The sequence below is a fragment of the Vibrio porteresiae DSM 19223 genome (assembly GCF_024347055.1).
In the GTDB taxonomy this organism is placed as follows: domain Bacteria; phylum Pseudomonadota; class Gammaproteobacteria; order Enterobacterales; family Vibrionaceae; genus Vibrio; species Vibrio porteresiae.
This window is the reverse complement of the sequence record NZ_AP024895.1, coordinates 79,214-103,751: the sequence shown is the minus strand read 5'-3', so window position 1 is coordinate 103,751 and position 24,538 is coordinate 79,214. Positions and strand designations below refer to the sequence as shown.

General features: G+C 46.2%; 16 protein-coding genes. 10 read left to right on the top strand and 6 right to left on the bottom strand.

All coding sequences use genetic code 11. The features are described from left to right. Positions 1–61 precede the first annotated feature (61 nt). The 4 genes from rarD to ggt all read left to right on the top strand — a co-directional run bounded on the left by rarD (position 62) and on the right by ggt (position 4,480). On the top strand, positions 62–979 hold the full coding sequence (rarD, locus tag OCV11_RS00480; protein WP_261894272.1) for an EamA family transporter RarD: 918 nt from the start codon (positions 62–64) through the stop codon (positions 977–979). Between the two features lie 82 nt (positions 980–1,061). After that, positions 1,062–1,862 carry an AraC family transcriptional regulator gene (locus tag OCV11_RS00475; protein WP_261894270.1) on the top strand — a complete coding sequence of 267 codons (801 nt, stop codon included), beginning with the start codon at positions 1,062–1,064 and terminating at the stop codon, positions 1,860–1,862. Positions 1,863–1,977: 115 nt separating this feature from the next. Then, positions 1,978–2,622, top strand: coding sequence for a LysE family translocator (locus tag OCV11_RS00470; RefSeq protein WP_261894269.1), 645 nt, complete (start codon positions 1,978–1,980; stop codon positions 2,620–2,622). Positions 2,623–2,728: 106 nt separating this feature from the next. Continuing rightward, entirely contained in the window at positions 2,729–4,480 is a 1,752-nt protein-coding gene (gene ggt / locus OCV11_RS00465) for a gamma-glutamyltransferase (protein WP_373332798.1), read from the top strand. 751 nt (positions 4,481–5,231) lie between these two features. Here the strand turns inward: ggt and uvrD are convergent. Continuing rightward, a complete protein-coding gene (gene uvrD / locus OCV11_RS00460) occupies positions 5,232–7,406 on the bottom strand; it encodes a DNA helicase II (protein ID WP_261894267.1) in 2,175 nt (724 codons plus the stop codon). 166 nt (positions 7,407–7,572) lie between these two features. Further along, on the bottom strand, positions 7,573–7,716 hold the full coding sequence (locus tag OCV11_RS00455; protein WP_261894265.1) for a hypothetical protein: 144 nt from the start codon (positions 7,714–7,716) through the stop codon (positions 7,573–7,575). Positions 7,717–8,062: 346 nt separating this feature from the next. Between OCV11_RS00455 and OCV11_RS00450 the strand changes: the two genes are divergently transcribed. Then, positions 8,063–10,348 (top strand): phosphatase PAP2 family protein, encoded by a 2,286-nt coding sequence (locus OCV11_RS00450; protein WP_261894264.1) that lies wholly within the window; start codon positions 8,063–8,065, stop codon positions 10,346–10,348. A 76-nt stretch (positions 10,349–10,424) separates the two neighbouring features. On the opposite strand, the gene prlC is transcribed toward OCV11_RS00450, so the two are convergent. Next, the gene (gene prlC / locus OCV11_RS00445; RefSeq protein ID WP_261894262.1) at positions 10,425–12,467 is read right to left on the bottom strand and encodes an oligopeptidase A; all 2,043 of its coding nucleotides are present in this window, start codon (positions 12,465–12,467) and stop codon (positions 10,425–10,427) included. Positions 12,468–12,677: 210 nt separating this feature from the next. On the opposite strand from prlC, the gene OCV11_RS00440 reads away from it, so the two are divergent. The 5 genes from OCV11_RS00440 to OCV11_RS00420 all read left to right on the top strand — a co-directional run bounded on the left by OCV11_RS00440 (position 12,678) and on the right by OCV11_RS00420 (position 21,349). Beyond that, on the top strand, positions 12,678–13,517 hold the full coding sequence (locus OCV11_RS00440; protein WP_261894261.1) for a 23S rRNA (adenine(2030)-N(6))-methyltransferase RlmJ: 840 nt from the start codon (positions 12,678–12,680) through the stop codon (positions 13,515–13,517). 143 nt (positions 13,518–13,660) lie between these two features. Next, positions 13,661–15,016 (top strand): glutathione-disulfide reductase, encoded by a 1,356-nt coding sequence (gorA, locus tag OCV11_RS00435; protein WP_261894259.1) that lies wholly within the window; start codon positions 13,661–13,663, stop codon positions 15,014–15,016. A gap of 566 nt (positions 15,017–15,582) precedes the next feature. Continuing rightward, positions 15,583–16,743 (top strand): efflux RND transporter periplasmic adaptor subunit, encoded by a 1,161-nt coding sequence (locus OCV11_RS00430; protein WP_261894257.1) that lies wholly within the window; start codon positions 15,583–15,585, stop codon positions 16,741–16,743. A gap of 12 nt (positions 16,744–16,755) precedes the next feature. After that, complete coding sequence (locus OCV11_RS00425) at positions 16,756–19,908, top strand: efflux RND transporter permease subunit (protein ID WP_261894256.1); 3,153 nt, start codon at positions 16,756–16,758, stop codon at positions 19,906–19,908. Beyond that, a complete protein-coding gene (locus OCV11_RS00420; protein ID WP_261894255.1) occupies positions 19,898–21,349 on the top strand; it encodes an efflux transporter outer membrane subunit in 1,452 nt (483 codons plus the stop codon). The genes OCV11_RS00425 and OCV11_RS00420 overlap by 11 nt, the downstream gene beginning before the upstream one ends. 74 nt (positions 21,350–21,423) lie before the next feature. Here OCV11_RS00420 and OCV11_RS00415 read toward each other — a convergent pair whose 3' ends face one another. The 3 genes from OCV11_RS00415 to OCV11_RS00405 form a co-directional block, all read right to left on the bottom strand. Then, on the bottom strand, positions 21,424–22,377 hold the full coding sequence (locus OCV11_RS00415) for an SPOR domain-containing protein (protein ID WP_261894253.1): 954 nt from the start codon (positions 22,375–22,377) through the stop codon (positions 21,424–21,426). Positions 22,378–22,501: 124 nt separating this feature from the next. Beyond that, on the bottom strand, positions 22,502–23,437 hold the full coding sequence (locus OCV11_RS00410) for an ABC transporter permease (protein WP_261894251.1): 936 nt from the start codon (positions 23,435–23,437) through the stop codon (positions 22,502–22,504). Positions 23,438–23,439: 2 nt separating this feature from the next. Next, a complete protein-coding gene (locus tag OCV11_RS00405) occupies positions 23,440–24,417 on the bottom strand; it encodes an ABC transporter permease (RefSeq protein ID WP_261894249.1) in 978 nt (325 codons plus the stop codon). Positions 24,418–24,538: the final 121 nt, after the last annotated feature.

The window sequence follows — 24,538 nt, the reverse complement described above, 5'->3', positions numbered from 1 at the left end:
CGATATAATTGCCCCGCGTCGCACAGTTTTTCCCCTTTTATTTACTCGAGATCACTTATTTATGACTCCCGAACAACAGTCAACTCGCCAAGGCGCGTTGCTTGCTATTGCTGCCTATGTCATATGGGGCATTGCACCGATTTACTTCAAATCCATTCAGCAGGTTGCACCATTAGAAATCTTGAGTCATCGCGTAGTTTGGTCATTCTTCCTGCTCGCGGGTCTTATCCATGTTGGACGCAACTGGGCTCGAGTGGTGCGCCTACTGCGCCAACCCACCACCATGCTTTACCTCACCATCACTTCACTGCTTGTAGGAAGTAACTGGCTGATTTTCATCTGGGCGGTTAATTCTGGGCATATGCTGGAAGCGAGTTTAGGTTATTACATTAACCCTCTGTTAAACGTTCTGTTGGGCATGGTGTTCCTTGGCGAGAGATTGCGCCGCTTACAATGGTTTGCGGTAGCACTCGCTACCATTGGCGTGGGCATTCAAATCGCACTTTTTGGTTCTGTACCATTAGTCGCCTTCTCTCTTGCAGCAACATTCGCGGTGTATGGTTTACTGCGTAAAAAAGTCAGCATCGATGCGAAAACTGGACTGTTTATCGAAACACTGATTCTGTTCCCTGTCGCTGCAATTTACTTGCTCTGTTTTGCTGATTCACCTACCAGTGACTTAAGCAGTAATGCTTGGCAACTGAACGCCTTATTGGTGTTTGCAGGTGTACTAACCACCTTACCGCTGCTGTGCTTTACTGGCGCAGCCACACGTTTACGTTTATCCACACTCGGCTTTTTCCAATACATTGGCCCAAGCTTAATGTTCTTGCTTGCCGTGGTCGTGTACGGCGAAGAGTTTGCCCTCAGTAAAGCCATTACGTTTGCCTTTATTTGGGGTGCCTTGGTGATTTTCAGTATCGATGGATTGGTGAAAAGCCGTCGCAGTGCACCGATTGTCGCTACACCAATGAAGTGATCGTTTTTTACAAGACGAGACTCTTTCACCCTGCTAGGCTTACGAAAACCATTTCGATAGTGAAGCAGGGTGATAAAACGCAATGGACCAAGTCAATTATCTGAGCACAGAAGATGACGCCATTAGCCTCATCGAAGGCAACTATGAGAAGTTTGCTTTCTCACGTCACTACCATCTCGACTATCATTTCGGTCTCATCACTAGCGGTCAGCAGAAATTTCAATATCGCGGCACAACGCAGTGTGCTGGTGGTGGTGAGCTGATCATCATGCCTCCCGACGAATTGCACGATGGCTATTCTGTTTTAGATTCTGGCTATCACGTTCGTGTGTTCGCCATTCATCCAGATTGGTTTGATACACAACTCGACTTAACCAGCCCAAATAACTTGGTGAGTTTTCAATCATCGATTGTGCGCGATCCTGAACTGTTTGCAAAATTAGTAACGATTCATCAATTACTTGGTCATCATTGCGGTGACATTTGCCAGCTCGCACAAGATTGTTTACCACTAGAGGGCTTTGGTGACTTGGTTAACCGCTACGGAAAAATTGTCCCTAAGAGGCCCCATCGTTTAGGCAAAAAGACGTTAGACTCACTGCGCGAGTATCTTATGGCGCATTTAGATCAACCGATTCGACTAAAGCAATTAGCGGATATTTGCCATCTCACGCCCACTCAGTTTCAACGCCACTTCAAAGCAACCACAGGCATGACACCTTATGCTTGGCTATCACGGTTACGTTTGGAGCAAGCAATGAAACTATTAAAATCCAAAGTCGCTGGCACCGATGTTGCGCTGCAAGTCGGTTTTTATGACCAAGCCCATTTTAGTAAAGCGTTTAAACACTCTTTTGGCGTTCGCCCTTCTGATGTTCGTTAATCAAACCCGACATTTTCTGTTTTCATCCTTCACCCCTAGCGCGTAAAACAGTCACTTTTTTACAATCCCCCTTTTTCTCTGAATGACACAATGTCCGCTCATTAGGAGAAACTCGATGAATGACTTACACGCTTTACTGACTCTTGCTACTGTCCACTTTATTGCTTTGCTAAGCCCAGGGCCGGACTTTGCTTTGGTGGTACAAAATGCCACTCGTTACGGAAGAAAAACCGGATTCTACATCGCCTTAGGGTTGTCATTTGGCATTTTAACCCACTCGATCTTAAGCCTTACTGGCGTGAGTTATTTGGTTCATCTGCATCCCACTTTATTTTCTTTAGTGCGTTTTGCGGGTGGCAGCTACTTGCTTTATCTTGGACTTACCGCGCTCTATGGCACAGTTCGTCATTGGTATTCGCCAACGGCACAAACAGCGATTTCAACCCAAAGTGGCGTATCAAGTCGTCGTATCGCCTTTACTCGTGGCTACATGACCAATTTACTCAATCCCAAAGCATTAGTGTTTTTTATCAGCTTGCTCTCCAGTTTGATTCCTAGCGATATGTCATTACCCAGCAAAGGCGCCGCTTTAGTCATTCTTTGGAGCCTGTCACTTGGGTGGTTTGGTCTGTTAGCTTGGCTACTTTCCACCGCCAAATTACAACAAAAATTGCACAAAGTGGCGAAGTACATTGATGGGCTGTGCGGACTACTCTTTACCTCGGTAGGCGCGATCATTCTGTATATGTCGATTATCTGATATAGCCAAAGAATATGAACCAGAACGATTATTTATCATTTTGGCTCTAGACCTTTTTCTCATCCGCTGTCAATCTTCCAAGTCTTATCAAAACAAGGAGATACACATGCAGTGGATGATGAAATGGCTTGCTCTATCCGGACTAGCCATCACCTCAACAGCGTACGCTGTTGGTCAAGCGACCGATGCTTTTGCGCCTGAGCAAAGTACTGGTACTGAACACAAATCACTGGTGACATCAAAGCACTGGATGGTGAACGCCGCTAACCCTCACGCTTCAGAAGTGGGCGCACAAATTATGCGAGAAGGGGGCAATGCCATTGATGCCATGGTGTCAATGCAACTGATGCTAGGGTTAGTTGAGCCTCAATCCTCTGGTATTGGTGGTGGCGCATTTATGGTGTATTGGGATGCCAAAAAACAGAAGTTAACCTCGTTTGATGGCCGGGAGACTGCCCCTTTAGATGCCAAACCAAGTTTGTTCCTGGATGAGAAAGGCGAGCCTCTCAAATTTTATGATGCCGTTGTCGGTGGCCGCTCGGTAGGAACCCCAGGTGTGGTGAAACTACTGTGGGAAACACATCAACGCTATGGCAAACTTCCTTGGGAAAAACTGATTGAACCGATCGCGAAAGTGGCAGAAAACGGTTTTAAAATCAGTCCTCGTCTCGCGCAATTGATTGCTGGCGACCAAGAGAAACTCAGTCGTTATCCAGATACCCGTCGCTACTTCTTTAATGCTGATGGGTCACCAAAAACCGAAGGGACATTGCTGAAAAACCCTGAATACGCAGCAACCTTAAAAGCCATCGCCAAAGGCGGTGCGGATGCTTTCTATCAGGGCAAAATTGCACAAGATATCGTTGAACATGTGCAAACAGCCAAAGGTAACCCTGGCGTATTAAGCCAAAAAGACTTCGACACTTACCAAGTTAAGCAGCGTGAACCGGTTTGTACCGGTTACGAAAGCTATGATATCTGCGGCATGGGGCCACCTACCTCTGGCGGTATGACTGTTGGACAGATTGTGGCGATGACCCAATATTTCGATTTGCCGAAATGGGGGCCAAATGATGCTCGTTCATGGCAAGTGATTGCAGATGCTTCCCGTCTTGCTTTCGCTGACCGCGACCAATACATCGCTGATGAAGATTATGTTCCTGTTCCTAAAGAAGGGCTGCTTAATCGTGATTATCTCAAGCAACGTGCTGAGCTGATTCAACCGGGTAAAGCGCTAACCAAAGTGGAACCAGGTAAACCAGAATGGCAGCAAGCCCAAGTTCGTAGCCCTGATGAATCGATTGAGCTACCTTGTACCAGCCACTTCAACATCATCGACCGCGATGGCAACGTCGTTTCTATGACCACTTCCGTTGAAAACGTGTTTGGCTCACGCTTGATGGTGCATGGTTTTATCCTGAATAACGAACTGACCGACTTTTCGTTCCGTACGCAAGTCGATGGCAAGCCAGTGGCTAACCGAGTTGAACCGGGTAAACGTCCTCGCTCCTCTATGTCACCCATGATCATTCTGCATGATAAAAAACCTTACATGGCGATTGGTTCACCTGGTGGCAGTCGCATCATTGGTTATGTAGCGGAATCTCTGGTTGCCCACCTAGCATGGGGAATGGATATTCAACAAGCAGTGAGCCTGCCGCACATTCTCAACCGCTTTGGTCAAATGGAAATCGAGAAAGGCACATCGGCAGAAAAATGGGTTCCTCAATTTGAAGCCCAAGGTTATGAGGTTAAAGTGCAAGATCTCAACTCCGGTTTACATGCAATTCGTGTGACAGATCACGGTTTGGAAGGCGCTGCCGATCCTCGCCGTGAAGGTATCTCGATTGGTGAATAACTGAGTAATGGCAGATCGTCCCACACCTTTGTGAGAGATCTCTTACAAAGGTGTGAGGAAATATCTCTTTTTACATGGGGTTAATTGCCTCTATATTTTATAAGTTACTGAAAAATATAAAAACACGTTAAATGTATTCGATTTCACATCAAACAATCTCTCAAACTGCCGTTGTTCGTTTTAGGGAATTGAGTAAGATGAATCTCGTCGGTAGGATGCTGACACGGAACAGGAAATCACCAAGGATTTGGTCATCTTCAGGAAGAAGATTCGGTTGCTCAGGATGAACGATCGGCACGGATAGCAAAGTGGAACATTGAATGGACTCATTAGTTACTAGGATGGTAGCTACTAGGGAAAGACAATGGAACACCTCTGGACGAGGCAAGGACTTAACATCAGGAAGATGTAAAGGGACACCGCTCAGGGAACAAGTGATGAGAGCTAATTGGGATAGTTAGCAGACCAGGACAGGTCAAACAAGGACACCGCTAGGAAGGCGATGAAAGGATTAAGCTGACGGAATACAGCGCACTTATCAAGGAATTGATGCAGGGAGCAACTTAGTAGCCGGATTGCTGCAAGTAAGACTATAACCCCGATGGGCTTTGCCCTCGGGGTTTTTCTTTGCCTCGTATTTACTATCAGATAGAACTTCTCGATTAGGGTGGTCTAACGGCAATAAAAAACGCCAGCCACTAGGACTGACGTTTTTAGACTATTCACTGTTCAGTTAGTTAGCGTAATAGGCTTACACACGTTCTAATTTGGCGTAAGCCGTCACCAACCACTTAATCCCTTCACCATTAAAGGCAACCTGTACGCGGCTTTGTGGACCACTGCCTTCAAAATTGATGATAGTGCCTTCACCAAACTTAGGATGTTTAACGCGAGAACCTAGAGTAAACCCTGTTTCATTAAAGTTCTCTTTCACTGCAGTCTGGCTAAATCGTCCGCCGGTTGCTGGGCGACTGACTTGGGCTTTCATGCGCACTTCATCCAAACACTCTTCCGGTAACTCACGGATAAAGCGCGACGGTTTATGGTATTTGTCTTGACCATACAGACGGCGCATTTCTGCGTAAGTAATGTAGAGTTTTTCCATCGCGCGAGTCATGCCTACATAACAAAGGCGACGCTCCTCTTCCAAACGTCCTGCTTCTTCAGCAGACATTTGACTTGGGAACATGCCTTCTTCGACACCGACCATAAAGACTAGTGGAAACTCTAGACCTTTTGCACTGTGCAAGGTCATTAACTGCACCGCATCATCAAACTCATCCGCCTGACCTTCACCCGCTTCAAGCGCTGCGTGGGTCAAGAACGCGGTCAGCAGGGTCATGTCTTCAGCTTCTTCCGGTTTTTCAAACTGACGCGTCGCAGTCACCAACTCTTCCAAGTTTTCAATACGCGCTTTGGACTTTTCACCTTTTTCTTGTTCGTACATGGTGTACAAACCCGATGCATGAATAGCTTTGTTGGTCTGCTCGTGCAGCGGTAACTCCGCCGTGTCATCTTCAAGTGCATTGATCAGCTCAATAAAGCGACTTAATGAGGAAGCTGCACGACCGGCAAGAACCTGCTCATTAAGCAACGCCACGCTCGCATCCCATAAAGTGCAACCGCGATCGCGAGCCGCCATTCTAACGGTGTCTAACGTCTTATCACCTAAGCCACGTGTTGGCGTATTCACCACACGCTCAAATGCCGTGTCATCATGGCGGTTAGCCATCAAACGCAAGTAACTCAGGGCATCTTTCACTTCTTGGCGCTCGAAGAATCGCATGCCGCCGTATATGCGATACGCGAGATTCGATTGAATTAGGGCTTCTTCAAGCACACGCGACTGGGCGTTATTACGATACAAAATGGCGGAGTCTTGCAGTGCTCCCCCTTTATCTTGCCAATCTTTGATTTTATTGACGACAAAACGGGCTTCATCCAGTTCGTTATACGCTGAGTAAACTGAGATCGGCTCCCCTTGAGTACCGTCCGTCCACAACTCTTTCCCCATACGTTCCGTGTTATTGGAAATCAGGGTATTCGATGCTTCCAAAATGGTTTTGGTTGAACGATAGTTTTGCTCCAAACGAATGGTATTGACGCTTGGAAACTCTAAGGTGAACTTCTCAATATTTTCGATTTTCGCCCCGCGCCAGCCATAAATAGACTGATCATCATCACCGACAATCATTACATGGGAATCTTTACCAGCAATGGTACGCAACCAAGCATATTGAATGTTGTTAGTATCTTGGAATTCGTCCACCAAGATATGTTTGAAGCGCGCTTGGTAATGTTCGCGAATAAATTTGTTATCACGCAGTAACTCTAAAGAACGCAACAGGATTTCGGCAAAATCCACCAGCCCGGCGCGATCACACGCCTCTTGATAAGCGCTGTAGATCTTGAGGTAAGTTTGCGTCACCGGATCATGATACGCATCGATGTGAGATGGGCGTAACCCTTCATCTTTTTTGCCATTAATCCACCAAGAGACTTGGCGAGCAGGCCACTGCTTCTCATCGAGATTCTGCGCTTTAATCAAACGACGCAATAAACGCATCTGGTCTTCAGAATCGATGATTTGAAAATCTTCTGGCAACTTAGCGTCAAGGTAATGGGCGCGGAGAATACGGTGACAAATACCGTGGAATGTACCATTCCACATCCCAGAAGCGTTGCCTTGCATCAGCTCTTCAATACGCCCACGCATTTCTGCAGCCGCTTTGTTGGTGAACGTCACCGACATAATCGAGAAAGGAGAGGCTTGTTCAACTGACAACAACCATGCGATACGGTGCACCAAAACACGGGTTTTACCACTACCCGCGCCAGCTAACACCAACATGTTTTCCAGTGGAGCAGCTACCGCTTCGCGTTGTTTGTCATTTAAACCGTCGAGTAAAAGAGAAGGATCCATCATGGCTAAGGCTACTGGTTATTTATACATAATGGAGAAGATTATAACCCCAAATAACCGCAAGATGCTCGCCTTGTAGGCAATTTCTTTTTGTTGAGTCGTGTTTTTAACGAGGTGTGTCGTTCACACCTTCGTATAACGAAAGTGTGAACATAAACGAGTTTGCCTACTAATGAGGCATAGAAGGTGCGTTAGTTGGCATTAGATGTCCAAAGTGTGGACCGCCACCACCAGGCATTCCCGGCATTGGAATACAACCTGACATCGACAATAGAACGGCCAACAGCAATACGCCTTTAATACATGTTTTCATCGTATCACTCCTATTCAGTGATCTATTTTTACTAAGATATTGTTTATAGAATGACCATGCAGGTCAAACCCCGCAAATATCCTAGTTGCTTATCACTCGTCAGCCCAGATTCCCTTATCAAACATCACTGATTCTAACCACCTCAACATCATGACAAAAACGTGAAACTTAAATGTTCAATATAAACAAATAATTAAATTTACATGACAACATACTCTTTCCCTGCAAAGTCACATTAGCGTCATTTCAAATTGCTATTTTTCCCCGCACTTTGTCAGACAATGTCAGCGTAAATGCTGACATTTTTACACTGATTTACTCCTATTTCGTAAGGATACGTGGACCAATGATGAAAATGACTCCTGCGCGCCTCTTCACTATGACGGCGATCGCCTGTGCGATTACTGCATGTAATAACGATGACACCACTTTACCTTCAGCCCCTCAATCACTGCTGGGAGAACAAGTGGTTGCAGAACCAACACTCACCGGTACTGAGGTAGCGGTTGTCGATGGTGATATTCCAACAACCAACAACAAAGCGAACACCGTCGCTTACATGCAAGACTACAACCCTATTCTGCAAATTCTGAGCGGATTCGATTCGATTTGGTATCTAGGTGATGACACTTGGGCCAATAACGGCAATAGCGCATTAACTTCAGTGAATGGGATAGCCGGTGTGTCTGGTGGCGCATCGAATAGTACCGGTATTGCGCTGCAACTGAGCTTTGCGAATGAAGCCACGTTGGACTCAACGATTTGGCAAGAAAACTTCGACTACGTTGCTAGCCTCACTCGCCAAGGGCAAACCACTGCCGATATTGATCGCAGTGACAAAGCCGCCATGACACTCGCCTACCTTGATGACCAACGCGATAAAGGCTACAGCCTTACCTCCGGCTTAGGACCTTGGGCTACCGAGTATCGCACGGGCGCAGGCTCGACCTCTCCATACAGTACCGACAGTAACGACAACGTGGTGATCAACGGCAAAACCCTTGATGTCATCAATACCACTTATCAAAATGAATTGTATGATGTTGAAGGGGTTAGCAGCCTAAGAACAGGCTATGGCAGCACGTCTGACACCGACTTAAGCTCTGTCGTCACTTTACTGAACACCATTGCAGCCTACGGCGCATCAACAGAAGCACCTAAATACCACTTTGAGTCACCGCGTCCTTGGCGCATGGAGAGTGATTACTCGGTTGCGGCCTTCACGACGGCAAGTGAATTGCAGACCGACAGCTGTGTAGCAGCAGATGGCACGACCCTTGATGAGACCAAATATTACGACCGCCCAACATCGGCCATCGTGACACCGATGAAAGGCTTACTGTGTGCCGCGCGCACCATTTACACCAAAAACAGTACCACTAGCTATAGCGAAGGTTACTCAGGCGCGACATCTGGGGTTGCGGGAACTGACTGGGTGTCTGGGCGCGCCAAAGATGGTGCATTCCCAAGTGGACACACCACTGAAGCCTTCGACCGTGGTCTTGGGTTTGCTTATGCGATGCCTGAGCGTTTCCAAGAGATGGTGGCACGAGCCGCCGATCTAGGAGAAAACCGCATCGTGGCAGCAATGCACTCTCCTCTGGATGTGATCGGGGGGCGTATTATGGGCACAGCAGTGACGGCAGCAACACTGTATGACAGCGATAATAGCGCTATCGCTCAAGCTGCTGTTGAACAAGCAAATGCTTATTTCACAGAAAAAATGGGCTCAGATTACGATTCCCTGTACGACTATGCTCATTGCAGCACCGACAGTACCAATCCATGTTCTGCAACCGACGCGTATTCAGACCACTCAGCGATGAAAGAGCGTTATCGTGCGTATCTTACCTATGGTTTCAGTAAGTTAGACGAAGAGAGCAATGATGTGGAAGTACCAAAAGGTGCAGAAGTGTTATTAGCAAGTCGCCTACCTTACCTTTCAGCTGCACAGCGTCGTGCAGTTCTAGCGACCACAGAAATCGATTCCAACTACCCAGTAATCAACAAATCTCGTGGCTGGGGTCGCATCAACTTAGTCGATGCTGCTGATGGCTATGGCAAATTTACTGGTGACGTTGAGCTGTATATGGATGGCAGCCAAGGTGGTTTTTATTCATTTGACCGCTGGCGCAATGACATTTCCGGAGCAGGTCGCCTACATAAAACGGGGACAGGTGCACTTTCTTTAGAAGGCGACAACACCTACTCTGGCGGTACATTACTTGATGAAGGCACTCTGGTTGCAGCCTCAGCCAACGCGTTTGGCTCTTCAACGCTCTACCAAAATGCGGGCACGGTGAAAGTCGCCATCACGGCAGGCAGCAGCGATAGTGATAAAGGTGTGTTGAACGTATCTGACTATGTGATGGAATCTGGCACTTTGATTCTCGACCTGTCAAAACATGCTCAAATCTCAGCATCAGGACAAATCAAAACTGCAGGTGTATTGAACCTCATTGTTCCAACTTTGACAGCGGCACAAACCTACACACTGTTGTCAGCTGGAGATGAGCTGAGTGGTGATTTTGGTAGCGTGACCGCAACCGATGCGCAAGGTAACGCTTACGACATTAGCGTGAGCTATACCGATACATCAATGAGCGTCACTGTTTCACCAAGCGCTGCATAATCAAGGCGTAGCGCATCGCTCATAAAAAAGCCCCGTAATTTAAACGGGGCTTTTTGCATTCGAGAGAATCACTTACTTAAGCAGCAATACCCGCATGACGCAGTAGTGCATCAATTTGTGGCTCACGACCACGGAAGCGTTTGAATAGCTCCATAGGTTCTTCACTGCCACCCATTTCTAGGATGTTGTTCAAGAAGCTTTGGCCGGTTTCTTTATTGAAGATCCCTTCTTCTTCAAAGCGTGAGAACGCATCTGAAGAAAGTACTTCTGCCCATAGGTAGCTGTAGTAACCCGCACTGTAACCACCAGCGAAGATATGGCTAAAGCCATGGGAGAAACGGTTCCACTCTAGGCTTGGTAATACCGCCACTTTCTGTTTCACTTCAGCCAAAGTTTCCAACACGCGAGGGCCAACTTCTGGGTCGTAGGTCGTGTGCAGAGTGAAATCAAACAAACCGAATTCCAGCTGGCGCAAAATAAACATCGCTGATTGGAAGTTCTTCGCTGCTAGCATTTTGTCTAGCATCTCTTTTGGCAGTGGCTCGCCTGTTTCATAGTGACCTGAAATAAACGCCAGTGCTTCTTCTTCCCAGCACCAGTTTTCTAGGAACTGGCTTGGCAGTTCAACCGCATCCCAAGGCACACCGTTGATACCTGAAACAGAACCAACACCGACTTGAGTCAGCATATGGTGGATACCATGACCGGTTTCGTGGAACAGAGTCACCACTTCATCGTGAGTAAACAGCGCAGGCTTATTACCTACTGGACGGTTGAAGTTACAGGTTAGATAAGCCACTGGGGTTTGCAGCTCACCAGATTGAGTGTAACGACGCACTCGGCAATCATCCATCCAAGCGCCGCCACGTTTGTGTTCACGAGCATAGAGATCAAGATAGAAACTACCACGCAGCTGTTCATTGCTATCGAAGATATCAAAGAAGCGCACTGACTCGTGCCAAGTGTCCACGCCTTTACGCTCGACCACTTTCATACCAAAGACACGATTCAGTACTTCAAATAGACCATTCACTACTTTCTGTTCAGGGAAGTAAGGACGTAGCTCTTCATCAGAAATTTGGAATAGGTGCTGCTTTTGTTTTTCGCTGTAGTAAGCGATGTCCCACAATTGCAGTTCAGTCACGCCAAACTCTTTTTCCGCAAATTGGCGCAGCTCTTCAACTTCGCGCTCACCTTGTGGTTTTGCTTTCAGAGCCAAGTCGTTTAGGAACTTAAGCACTTGATCTGGGGTTTCTGCCATTTTCGTGGCAAGTGATTTTTCGCTGTAAGAGTTAAAGCCCAACATACGCGCAATTTCGTGGCGCAGTTTCAACTCTTCCGCAATGATTTCTGAGTTATCCCATTTACCAGCATTTGGACCGCGATCAGACGCGCGCGTCACATACGCTTCATAAAGTTCTTTACGCAGCTCTTGGTTATCACAGTAAGTCATTACTGGCAGATAAGAAGGGATATCCAATGTCAGCAAGAAGCCTTCCAGACCTTTGGCTTCCGCCGCCGCTTTAGCCGCTGCCAAAGCCGATTCGGGCATACCTGCAAGCTCTTTCTCGTCAGTTACATGCTTGGTCCAACCCATAGTGGCATCGAGCACGTTATTTGAGAATTTAGAGCCCAATTCAGACAAACGCTTGCTGATTTCACCGTAGCGTTTTTGCTCAGTCGGAGGCAAACCGATACCGGACAATTCAAAGTCACGTAATTCGTTGGTAATGGTTTTCTTTTGTGCTTGAGTCAGCGAATCAAACTCTTTACTCGCGCGAATCGCTTTATAAGCTTCAAACAACCCTTTGTGCTGACCAACCCAAGTACCATATTCAGACAAAATCGGTAAGCAACTTTCGTACGCTTCACGCAACTCTTCACTGTTCATCACTGAGTTCAAGTGGCCAACTGGAGACCAGATGCGACTCAAACGATCATCCACCTCTTCAATCGGTGCGATAAGGTTATCCCACGTAGGATGAGTGTTATCTTTGAGAACTGCTTCGATTTTTTTACGACATGCTTCAATCGCTTGCTCAACCGCCGGCTTCACATGCTCAGGCTTGATGGCTGAGAACGGTGGCAAATCCGTAAAAGTAAGAAGTGGATTAGACATATTACGTTCCTTTTTCAGTAAAACGGCAGGCCAACAATGACCGTTATGTATCTTTAAATATAGGTAGATTAAGTAATTTTCAATGGGAGGGAATCAGATAGCGTCACAAATAGAAGAATCCCTGCCCGGCTGTGACTAATCTCATGCTTTGAGTATATAATCAGGCAAGATTTAACCATCAACGCCCAATTGGGGTTCTGAGAGTATCATTTGCTAAGTTATCGACACAGTTTCCACGCAGGTAACCACGCCGATGTGGTCAAGCACATTGTGCAAAGTCTTATCCTGACATCTCTGCAACAAAAAGAGAAACCTTTTGTATATCACGACACACACTCAGGTGTTGGCCGTTACGATTTGACTCATGAATGGTCAGAAAAAACCGGTGAATACAAACAAGGTATTGCGCGAATTTGGCAACAACCTCAAACACCAGAGGACATTCAAGACTATCTTGATGCGATTAAAGCACTCAACCAAGATGGCGAATTGCGCTACTACCCTGGTTCGCCACGTGTGGCGCGCGCTCACCTGCGTCCTCAAGATCGCATGGTGCTGACAGAACTGCACCCAAGCGACTATCCTTTATTGGAACAAGAGTTTGCTCGTGATCGCCAAGTTCATATCTTCAAAGAAGATGGTTTCGCGCGCTTAAAAGCCAGCTTGCCACCGCAAGAGCGTCGCGGTTTGGTGTTGATTGATCCACCGTATGAACTGGCTCGTGAGTATCGCGATGTGGTTAACGCTATCGGTCAAAGCTACAAACGTTGGGCAACTGGCATTTATGCCATTTGGTATCCGGTAGTAAACCGCTGCGATATCGAAGACATGATCGAAGGTCTGGAAAACTTAGGTATCCGTAAAATCCTGCAAATTGAACTGGGCGTGTCACCAGACACCAACGAACGTGGTATGACGGCATCAGGCATGATCGTGATTAACCCACCGTGGAAACTGGAAAGCCAGATGCAAACTATTTTACCTTTCCTAAAAGAAGCTATTGCACCAGCAACTGGTCACTATAAAGTAGAGTGGATTGTTCCCGAATAACCGCTGTGAGATGAAAATTTGTGGGTTCGCTTGAGTTACTCCCAAGAACCCCAATCTCACAAGATTATGAATGAAAAATGGTCAGCTTAGACAGAGTTCGTGCTCAACGCGATAACTAAGTTAGCCAACAAATGGAGAAAGTAATGGCAACGCATTTCGATTATATCTGTATTGGTGGCGGCAGCGGCGGTATCGCTTCTGCAAACCGAGCAGCCATGTACGGTGCTAAAGTAGCGCTGATTGAAACTAAAGACCTTGGTGGTACTTGTGTCAACGTTGGCTGCGTGCCAAAGAAAGTGATGTGGCATGGTGCTCAAGTGGCTGAAGCCATGAACCTATACGCTGCTGATTACGGCTTCGACGTAGAAATCCACAAGTTCGATTGGTCAAAACTCGTAGAAAGCCGTCAAGCTTACATTGGTCGTATTCACCAATCTTACGAACGTGTTCTTGGTAACAACAAAATCGAAGTGATCAAAGGCTTTGCGAAATTTGTTGATGCAAAAACAGTCGAAGTGAACGGTGAACAATACACCGCAGACCACATTCTTATTGCCGTTGGTGGACGCCCAAGTATTCCAGCTATTCCTGGTGCAGAATACGGTATTGATTCAAATGGCTTCTTCGATTTGAACGAACAGCCAAAACGCGTTGCCGTCATTGGTGCGGGTTACATTGCGGTTGAAATCGCTGGCGTGTTGAATGCCCTTGGCACTGAAACGCACCTATTCTGTCGTAAAGAATCACCTCTGCGTTCATTCGATCCAATGATCATCGAAACATTGGTTGAAGTGATGAACACTGAAGGACCAAAACTGCATACCCACAGCATTCCTAAAGAAGTGGTTAAAGAAGCAGACGGCAGCCTAACGGTGACGTTTGAAAATGGCCATAGCCAAAATGTCGACCAACTGATTTGGGCGATCGGTCGTGAGCCAACCACAGATGCCATCAACTTATCTGCGACTGGTGTTGCCACTAACGACCGTGGTTTCATCAAAGTGGATGAGTTCCAAAATACCAATGTTCCGGGCATATACTGTGTTGGTGACATCATGGAAGGCGGCATTGAATTGACTCCAGTCGCTGTTAAAGCGGGTCGTCAATTATCTGAGCGCCTATTCAACGGTAAAAAAGACGCGAAAATGGACTACAACTTGGTTCCAACCGTGGTCTTTAGTCACCCACCGATTGGCACTATCGGTCTAACCGAACCAGAAGCGATTGCTCAATATGGCGAAGCGAACGTAAAAGTGTATAAATCAGGCTTTACAGCCATGTACACAGCGGTTACTCAACATCGTCAACCATGCAAAATGAAACTGGTTTGTGCGGGCCCTGAAGAGAAAGTTGTTGGCCTCCACGGCATTGGCTTTGCTATGGATGAAATGATCCAAGGCTTTGGCGTAGCAATGAAAATGGGCGCAACCAAAACAGACTTCGATTCTGTTGTTGCTATCCACCCAACAGGCTCTGAAGAATTTGTAACAATGCGTTAAGTCGCAACCCTTTCTGCAAGCATGGCTACCTGTTTAGCCATGCTTTTTACTCTTTTCTCTCCTATTTTTACTCTAGTTTACTTTTTTATCGTTTTCACTCGGTAAACATAGTGAAAGAGAGTTATCGTCTACGTAACATTTTACAGCACAGGTAAACAGTATAATTATTTATCATGTTAATAATTTTCAGATTTATACTCTTATCAATTTTGATTTGTACTGAGTTATTACTATAAATCAAGTGATTAATTTTGAGAGTGCGCATTGAGTTATGCAGTTAAAACAGGCAGATTATCCGATGTTAAATGCCTTGCGAAATGCATCTGAAACGTTATTCTGTTTAAATTTCATACTAACAAGCATGATGCAATACAAGCGGGCAGTCACAGGGAGTGTTAACCACGCATTAACCCTCCTTCGACTAGAATTTGTGTATTCTGTCTAATTTCTTCACTTACCGTAATTCACGTTTAGAAAGACTAATGTGCTTAATCTGTCCTATAAGTTGTTACTTGCAACTAAAGTTAGCGGTGAGCACCATAACAATTGTTATCAGGAGATAAACTATGACGAAAGTCTTGCCTAGATACCGCAACTCTATGATTGCCATAGGTTTAGCGTTGGCATTGACAGGTTGCCAAAAGGAAACCTCAGAAAACGTCACTTCCCAACAACCACAAGCTGTCGCCGTTGATACTGTGGTTCTACACCCTCAACCAGTTGAAATCACTGATAAACTTCCAGGACGTACAAGTGCTTACCGCGTTGCCGAAGTTCGCCCACAAGTTGAAGGGATCATCATTAAACGTCTATTTGTTGAAGGCAGTTCTGTTAAACAGGGCGACGTACTTTATCAAATCGACCCAGCGACTTACGAAGCGAGCCTAGAAAGTGCAAAAGCAGATTTAGCTTCTGCTCAAGCAACTCTAGAAAAATCAAAGCTTCAAGCTGACCGCTATGCTGACCTAGTGAAAAACCGCGCAATCAGTGAGCAAGATTACGAAGATGCGATGGCAACTTACCGCGCTGCGCAAGCCTCTGTTCTTGCAGCTCAAGCGGCGGTTAAAACAGCGCAAATTAATTTGGACTACACCAAAATTAAAGCACCAATTTCTGGCCGCATTGGTAAATCTAGTGTGACTGAAGGTGCATTGGTTACCGCTAGCCAAACTACTGCTTTAGCCACTATTCAACAGTTAGACCCACTTTATGTTGACCTTTCTCAACCTAGTAGCACTGTGTTGAAACTGCGTCAGCGTGCTAAAGCGCAAAGCGGAGAAACAAGTCAAGAGAACCAAAAACTGAGCGGCATTAAGCTAACCCTTGATGACGGCACAGAGATCAAACAAGAAGCAACCCTACAGTTTGCTGATGTCACCGTTAACGAAACTACTGGTACCGTTAACATCCGTGCTCTGTTACCTAACCCAGACGACACTCTTCTACCTGGCCTGTACGTACGTGCAACCGTTCCTGTGGACTACAAAGCGAATGCTTTCCTCGTTCCACAAGCCGCTGTATCTCGTGATACTCAAGGCCGTGCTCACATCAACATCGTAAGCAGTGACAATAAAGTTGAAGACCGCGTTGTCGAGGCAGATCAAGTGATTGGTCAAAACTGGTTGGTAACTAGTGGCGTGAAAGACGGTGAACAGGTCATCGTAACAGGCCTACAAAAAATCCAAACCGGTAGCTTAGTCGCACCGAAAGCAGTAGACAAAAAATAGGGACTCTGTTTTATGGCTCGTTTTTTCATAGATAGACCCATCTTTGCGTGGGTTATCGCGATTCTCATCATGCTCGGCGGGATTCTATCCGTAGAAACCTTGCCTATCGAGCAATACCCGCAAATTGCTCCTCCGTCCGTGACTATCTCCGGTACGTATACTGGTGCGTCAGCGAAAACGGTGGAAAGTAGCGTAACCCAGGTTGTCGAACAGAACATGAACGGTATCGATAACCTGCTTTATATGTCATCAAGTAGTGACTCTTCTGGTAGTTTCCAAATCCAGTTGACGTTTAATACTGGTACTGACCCTGACATTGCGCAGGTACAAGTACAAAACAAACTGAGTGCGGTGGAATCGACTCTGCCAGACTCTGTCGTAGATAATGGTATTACCGTTGCCAAATCAACCGATAGTTTCTTGATGGTGGTTGGTTTTATCTCAACCGATGGCTCAATGAACAACTATGAGTTGTCTGACTACGTGGTATCCAACGTAAAAGACTCACTTAGCCGTGTTCAAGGGGTAGGTGACGTTCAAGTATTTGGTGCGCAGCACTCAATGCGTATTTGGTTAGATCCAAACAAACTAAACAAGTTTGGTCTAACACCAAGTGACGTTACCTCTGCGATTTCTAGCCAAAACACTCAAGTCTCTGTGGGTTCACTTGGTGGTACTCCAGCGGTTCCAGGTCAACAAATTAGCGCAACCATTACCGCACAAGGCCGACTCAGCACAGTAGAACAGTTTGAGAACATTCTGTTAACTGTACAAAACGATGGATCTCAAGTACGAGTGAAAGATGTGGGTCGTGTAGAAATTGGTGGTGAAAGCTACTCCGCAGTTGCTAAGTTTAATGGTAACTACGCTAGTGGTATCGCTATCAAACTGTCAAGTGGCGCTAACGCACTGAATACCGCTACGCTAGTAAAAGCAAAAATGGCAGAGCTGCAAGAGTTCTTCCCAAGTTCAATGAAAGTAGTGTACCCATATGACACCACTCCTTTCATTAAAATTTCGATTGAAGAAGTATTACACACCCTGATTGAAGCGGTTGTATTGGTCTTTATCGTTATGTTTGTGTTCCTACAAAACTTCCGTGCTACCTTGATTCCAACCATCGCTGTACCAGTGGTGCTGTTGGGTACCTTCGGTATTATGGCAAGTTTTGGTTACTCAATTAACACCTTGACCATGTTTGGTCTGGTGCTGGCCATCGGCTTGCTGGTGGACGATGCCATCGTGGTGGTGGAAAACGTGGAACGTGTTATGGAAGAGGACGGCTTGTCGCCGCTCGAAGCCACACGTAAATCCATGGGACAAATCACCGGGGCTCTGATTGGTATCGCTCTTGTATTGAGTGCGGTATTCATTCCAATGGCCTTCTTTGGTGGCGCATCAGGTGCGATTTATCGTCAGTTCTCTTTGACTATCGTATCAGCGATGATTCTATCTGTGTTGGTGGCCATGATTTTGACCCCAGCATTGTGTGCAACCATCTTGAAACCACGCAGCAAAGGTGAAGTTCATATCACTAAAGGCCCATTTGCTTGGTTCAACAACGCCTTTAACTCAGGAACTGACCGTTACCAACGTTTCGTTTCTAAGAGCCTATCGAAAAAACTGCGTTATGTGATCGTCTATGTGGTCATCGTTGGTGGTTTGACGATGTTGTGGCAACGCCTACCAACCTCATTCCTTCCTGAAGAGGACCAAGGCGTTATCATGGCAATGGTTACCTTACCTACTGGAGCTAGCCAAGAGCGTACTCTGGAAGTGAATAAGAAGATCAACGATTACTTCCTCACCAAAGAGAAAGATAACATTGATTCTATCTTTACTATCGCAGGCTTTAGTTTTGCAGGTAGCGGTCAAAACATGGGGATGGCTTTCGTTAAGCTGAAAGACTGGAGTGAACGCCCTAATCCAGATCAGTCAGTTAATGCCATGATTGGTCGCGCTTGGGGATTCTTCTCTACAATTAAAGAAGCTCAAGCATTCGCCTTTAACTTGCCTGCAGTGCCTAGCCTAGGTACTTCAAGTGGTTTTGACGCATACTTGGTTGACCGTGGTAACTTAGGCCATGACAAACTGCTGCAAGCGCGTAACCAATTGTTAGGTATGGCGGCTCAAGATCCAATCCTGACCTCTGTTCGTCCAAACGGTATGGAAGATGGTCCGCAGTTCAACATAGATATTGACTATGAAAAAGCCATGGCGATGGGCGTTGCCGTCAGTGACATCAACTCGATGCTTTCGACCGCTTGGGGTTCAAGTTATGTTAACGACTTCATCGACAATGGCCGTATCAAAAAAGTATACGTTCAAGCCGATGCGCCTTACCGTATGAATCCAAAAGATTTGGAATTGTGGCACGTACGTAACAGTGATGGTGAAATGGTTCCATTTGGTGCTTTTGCAAGTTATCACTGGGATTACGGTTCACCTCGTTTGGAACGTTTCAACGGTTCTCCATCAATGAACATCCAAGGTGCAGCGGCTCAAGGTCGCAGTTCCGGTGAAGCGATGGCAGAAATTGAAAAAATCGTTGCGAAGTTACCAGCAGGTATTGGTGTTGAATGGGGTGGTATTTCCTACCAAGAACGCCAATCAGCAGCTAATTCTGGCTTGCTATACGGTATTTCATTGTTGATTGTATTCCTCTCTCTAGCGGCACTATACGAGAGCTGGAGTGTACCATTCTCAGTTATGCTAGTGGTTCCACTAGGTATCTTGGGTGCGGTATTGGCAGCAACCTTGAAGAGTCTATCAAACGACGTTTACTTCCAAGTGGGCTTGTTAACCACCATTGGTTTGTCAGCTAAGAACGCCATCTTGATCGTAGAATTTGCGAAAGCACTTTACGATGAGGGTACGGACTTGATTAAAGCGACGGTAGATGCGTGTCGTATGCGTCTTCGTCCAATCATGATGACATCCTTTGCGTTTATCTTAGGTGTGTTACCTCTAGCCTTGAGTACTGGTGCTGGTGCGGCAAGCCGTAACGCCATCGGTTGGGGTGTGGTAGGTGGTATGCTTTCAGCAACGATTCTATCGATTTTCTTTGTACCGGTATTCTTCGTCATTGTTATGCGCCTATTCAAAACCAAACCGCATAAAATTGGTGAAAGCACTCCGGTAGAGGAGACCAAAGATGCAAATTAAACTGTTACCACTGATCATTGCAGCCGCGCTTAGCGGCTGTAGCATGGCACCAGACTATGACCAACCAGGCTCAACAACCGAGCAACAGGGTTGGTCAGAAACGAGCGCGCAAAAAGAAGCGGAAACTGCCCTACCAGATTGGCGCAATTTCATGGCCGATGAACATCTGCAACAGCTGATTGAAGCCGCGCTGAAAAACAACAAAGACTTGAAGCAAACAGTCCTTAGTGTTGCGACCTTAAAAGCGCAATACCGTATTCAAGATGCAGCTCGTTATCCTGGTCTAAACGCAGCGGGTAGTTTTACTCGTACTAGAACATCCGATGCGTATACCGGTGCTGGTAAAAACTACAGCACAACCGATCAAGCGACATTGGGCATCACCAGCTATGAACTTGACCTATTTGGCCGCGTGAAAAGCTTAAGTGATGAAGCATTAGAGTCTTACCTATCTTCTGATGAAAGTCGCCGCAGCGCAGTGATTAGTTTAGTGGCTGAAGTAGCTTCTGCTTACATGACATTGATTACTGACCAAGAGCTGTTGGAACTTACTGAAGATACTGTAAAAGCGTATCAACAAACGTTGCAACTGGTTGAAACTCGTTACAAAGCGGGTTACAGCGATGCACTTACCCTTGCACAAAGTAAAACGGCACTCCACAGTGCTCGTGCTACTGCAGCGCAATACAAACTCGCCGTCGCTCAACAGAAAAACACGTTGCGTCAGCTCGTTGGTGCTCCAGTCAAATGGGAAAATCGTGACCGTCTTCCTGATGAAGATGGCAAGATGCTGTCTGAACTTAAAACCGGTGTCACTTCAGACCTGATTTTACATCGCCCAGATATCCTTGCGGCTGAACATACGTTAAAAGCTAACAACGCCAATATCGGTGCTGCTCGTGCGGCATTCTTCCCGACTATCAGCCTAACCGCTGGAGCAGGGACAATGAGTAGCTCAATGAGCAACCTATTTAGCTCCGATTCTGGTTACTGGACATTTGCACCTTCAATCTCATTGCCAATCTTTGATTGGGGCAGCAACTCAGCAAGCTTAGATGTGGCAAAAATTGCAAAACAATCTTCTGTGATTGCTTACCAAGAAGCGATTGAAACTGGCTTTAAAGAGGTGTCTGACGCCTTGCTAGGTCAGGAATACTACATGGAAGAGTGGAAAGCGCAGAAAGCCAACTTAGATGCGAACAAAGATTATTACGACTTAGCACAAATGCGTTACCAGAAAGGTAACGACAGCTATATCGACTTGTTAGACGCTCAGCGCTCTCTGTTCAGTGCCCGTGAAAGTGAACTATCCGCTCACTTGAACCTGCTTACTAGCCGTATCTCCCTATTCAAAGCATTAGGTGGTGGTTGGACTGCAGCAGACCATGAGAAATCAACTTCCGTTGATGAAGCAGTTAAAGAAGTCAAAGATCAGTACTAATCCTACTGTTCTGATGCCAATAGCAAAGCCCCGCATGCGGGGCTTTTTGTTGGGTATCTTTTCGACTCAGCGAGTTAACTACGCTTCACCACACAAATCACGTTCAGCAATGAAGAACCTTTTAAAGTCGTCGTCTTACCATTGGTAAATAGCCCTTTTTTATTCCATCCCCAGTAAGGTAGATTCATTGGCCACTTACCACTTTCCATCACTTTCGCATCCAGCAGCTGTTGCCACTCATTTTCGGTGACTAAACGCATCTTAATCTGACTGCACATTTTCTCTGCGTCATCATAATTGAGTCGGTTCCAAGGCAGATCCCACTCCATATAAAACTGAATTTTTTCATCATTGAGATACGGTAGCGCAAATGCAAGACCATCGACTTCGGTTTGGCGACGGATACTCGGCATCACTTTAGGCACTGGTTTAGCCGCTGCAACAGCTTTACCGGTTGTTTTCGGCACCACTACTCTCGTAACTTTCGGTTTAATCTCCGGGAGCATTTTGGTGGTCACCTTTTTTGATGGCGTCACAGGCTTTGCCTTATCAGGCGTTACACTTACCGGTTTGGTAACGGCAGGAGAGGTCGTGACATGTTGCGAGACTTCACGAATAAAAGCTTGTTTGTAATTGGGTAATGAACGTACGCGAGCAAGATCAGCTTGAGCTGCAGCAAACTCTTTATATGGGCCAATAAGACAACGAGTCCCTTTATCTTCTGGTTTGAGCCAAATATCGGTCGTGATTTGACGATAGAGAGGCTTTGCTGTTTCCAGGGGCAGACGACCATCTAGCATGCCGCATTGAATCCAAAACTGCGCATTGGGATCTTTGGGTTTGCTGTTCCCCCACAGTCCTTGACCAATAGGACACGCTTTATCAAGGACGGGTAACTCATCACTACTTGCCTGATGAGCATCACACAAAAAATCTTGAGCCTGAGCATTTGAAGGCATAGCAAATGGCGCAGCGGCTAAGGAAAAGCTAAGCAACCATGCTAGGGGAAATCTGGGGGTGTTTTCCATTCTCATCTCCATTTAAAACGGCAAGTGTTTAGCTGGTTAAAATCAGAATGCAAAAAAAGAGCCGTAATTAACACTTACGGCTCTAGTTTAGTTAGATTTCACTAATAAAATCAAACAAATCCGCTTATCCTTTGTACAATTTGGGATTGAACACATCCCGTAACCAGTCACCAAGCAGGTTAATCACTAGCACTAGAACCACCAGCAAAATCCCTGGAAACGCGGTTATCCACCAAGAGCCTGAGAAGATGTACGAGAAGCCGATGTTAATTAGCGAACCCAATGATGGTTGATCGACCGGCAAACCTAAGCCAAGGAAAGAAAGTGCCGCCTCGGACATGATGGCATTTGCCACTTGCACGGTAGAGATAACCAAAATAGGCGATAGACAGTTTGGCAAAATATGACGGAACATAATTCGCGGAGCTCTAAAGCCCATTACTTTTGCTGCTTCAACATACTCTTTTTTCTTCTCAGCCAATACGGAAGCACGAATCGTACGAGCATATTGCGGCCACTCTGCAAAGCCGATAATAAAGACTAGCATGACCACGGCGTACTCACTGTAGAGTTGGTCACCAAAACTGGCTTTAAAAATCGCCGAGACAATGATCGCCACCATCATAGTTGAGAAAGAGAGCTGCACATCCGCTACGCGCATCAAGAAGCTATCAATACGTCCACCAAAATAGCCAGAACATAACCCAACAAACACACCAATACACAGCTGCAGAGCCACAGCGAGAAAGCCAATGGTCAGTGACAAACGTGAGCCATAAAGCATTGTCGAAAGAATATCTCGCCCTTGGTCATCCGTACCGAGCAAGAACTGACTATCCCCCCCTAACCATGCAGGTGGTAACTCAGAGTTCATGATGTCTATCGACGTTAAATCATATGGGTTGGTTGGCGCAATCAAGGGTGACAGCACCGACAAAATAACGAACGCCATAAAGATGGCAAAGCTGAACATCGCCACTTTGTCATGCAAGAAATAATAGAGAAAATCGGATTGTTTAAAACGCTCCCAACGTGATGGAGCGGCAGTTACTTGACTCATGATTACGCTCCTTTACCAGTTAAGTTCACCGTTGGGTTAATTAGCCCATACAACAGGTCAATAACCGTATTGGTTACCACGAATATCAACCCAACGAAAATAACGTAAGCGGTAATCAACGGGGTATCCACGCGGTTTACCGCCTCTAAGAACAAGAAGCCAGTGCCCGGCCATTGGAATACTGTTTCGGTCAAAATGGTGTAGGCCACCATCAATCCAAGCTGCACACCACCCACTGTTAATACGGGTAATAGGGTATTTTTCAAAGCGTGCTGATAATGAATTTTGTTGGTTGGCAAACCTTTCGCTCGAGCGAATTTAATGTATTCCGAACTGAGCACTTCTAACATTTCAGAACGTACCAAACGGATAAAAAGTGGCAACATGATCGATGCGAGTGAAATACATGGCAAAACGAGGTGCTTGAGGCCATCAATAGTGAAATAACCCGACTGCCAGCCTAATAAATTCGACGTGTCTCCACGGCCATAGGACGGTAACCATCCCAACTCAATAGAAAAGACATACATCAGCAAGATAGCGGTCAAAAAGACTGGGATCGAAATACCGATACTACTCCCCGCCATGATCACTTTGGTAAGCCACTTTTTCGGATGAATCGCGGAATACACTCCCAGCGGTATCGAACAGGCAATGATGATAACTGAGGCACCAAACACCAATTCCAGTGTGGCCACCAGCTTATCTAAAATAACATCTAACGCAGGGCGTTTATAAAAGTAAGACGTACCTAAATCACCGTGCACCGCGCCGACAATAAAGCGTTGATATTTAGTGATAAACGGATCGTTGAGACCAAGCTCATCCCGCAATGCTTGACGCTCGGCATCAGACACGGATTGCCCTACTAGCTCGCGTAGCGGATCACCCAGGTTATCCTGAATGGCAAACGCCACTATACTGATCACAAACATCACTATCAGTGCCTGAAACAGGCGCTTGACCAGAAACGAAAACATTCCTTGCCCCTTAACTATCCATGACAGGGTTACTGAGTTTCAGTAACAGAAATTCTTTCAGTCTGAAAAGGGCGCCTCATTCGACTGAAAAAATGAGGCGCACATGATAACGCGACTAACG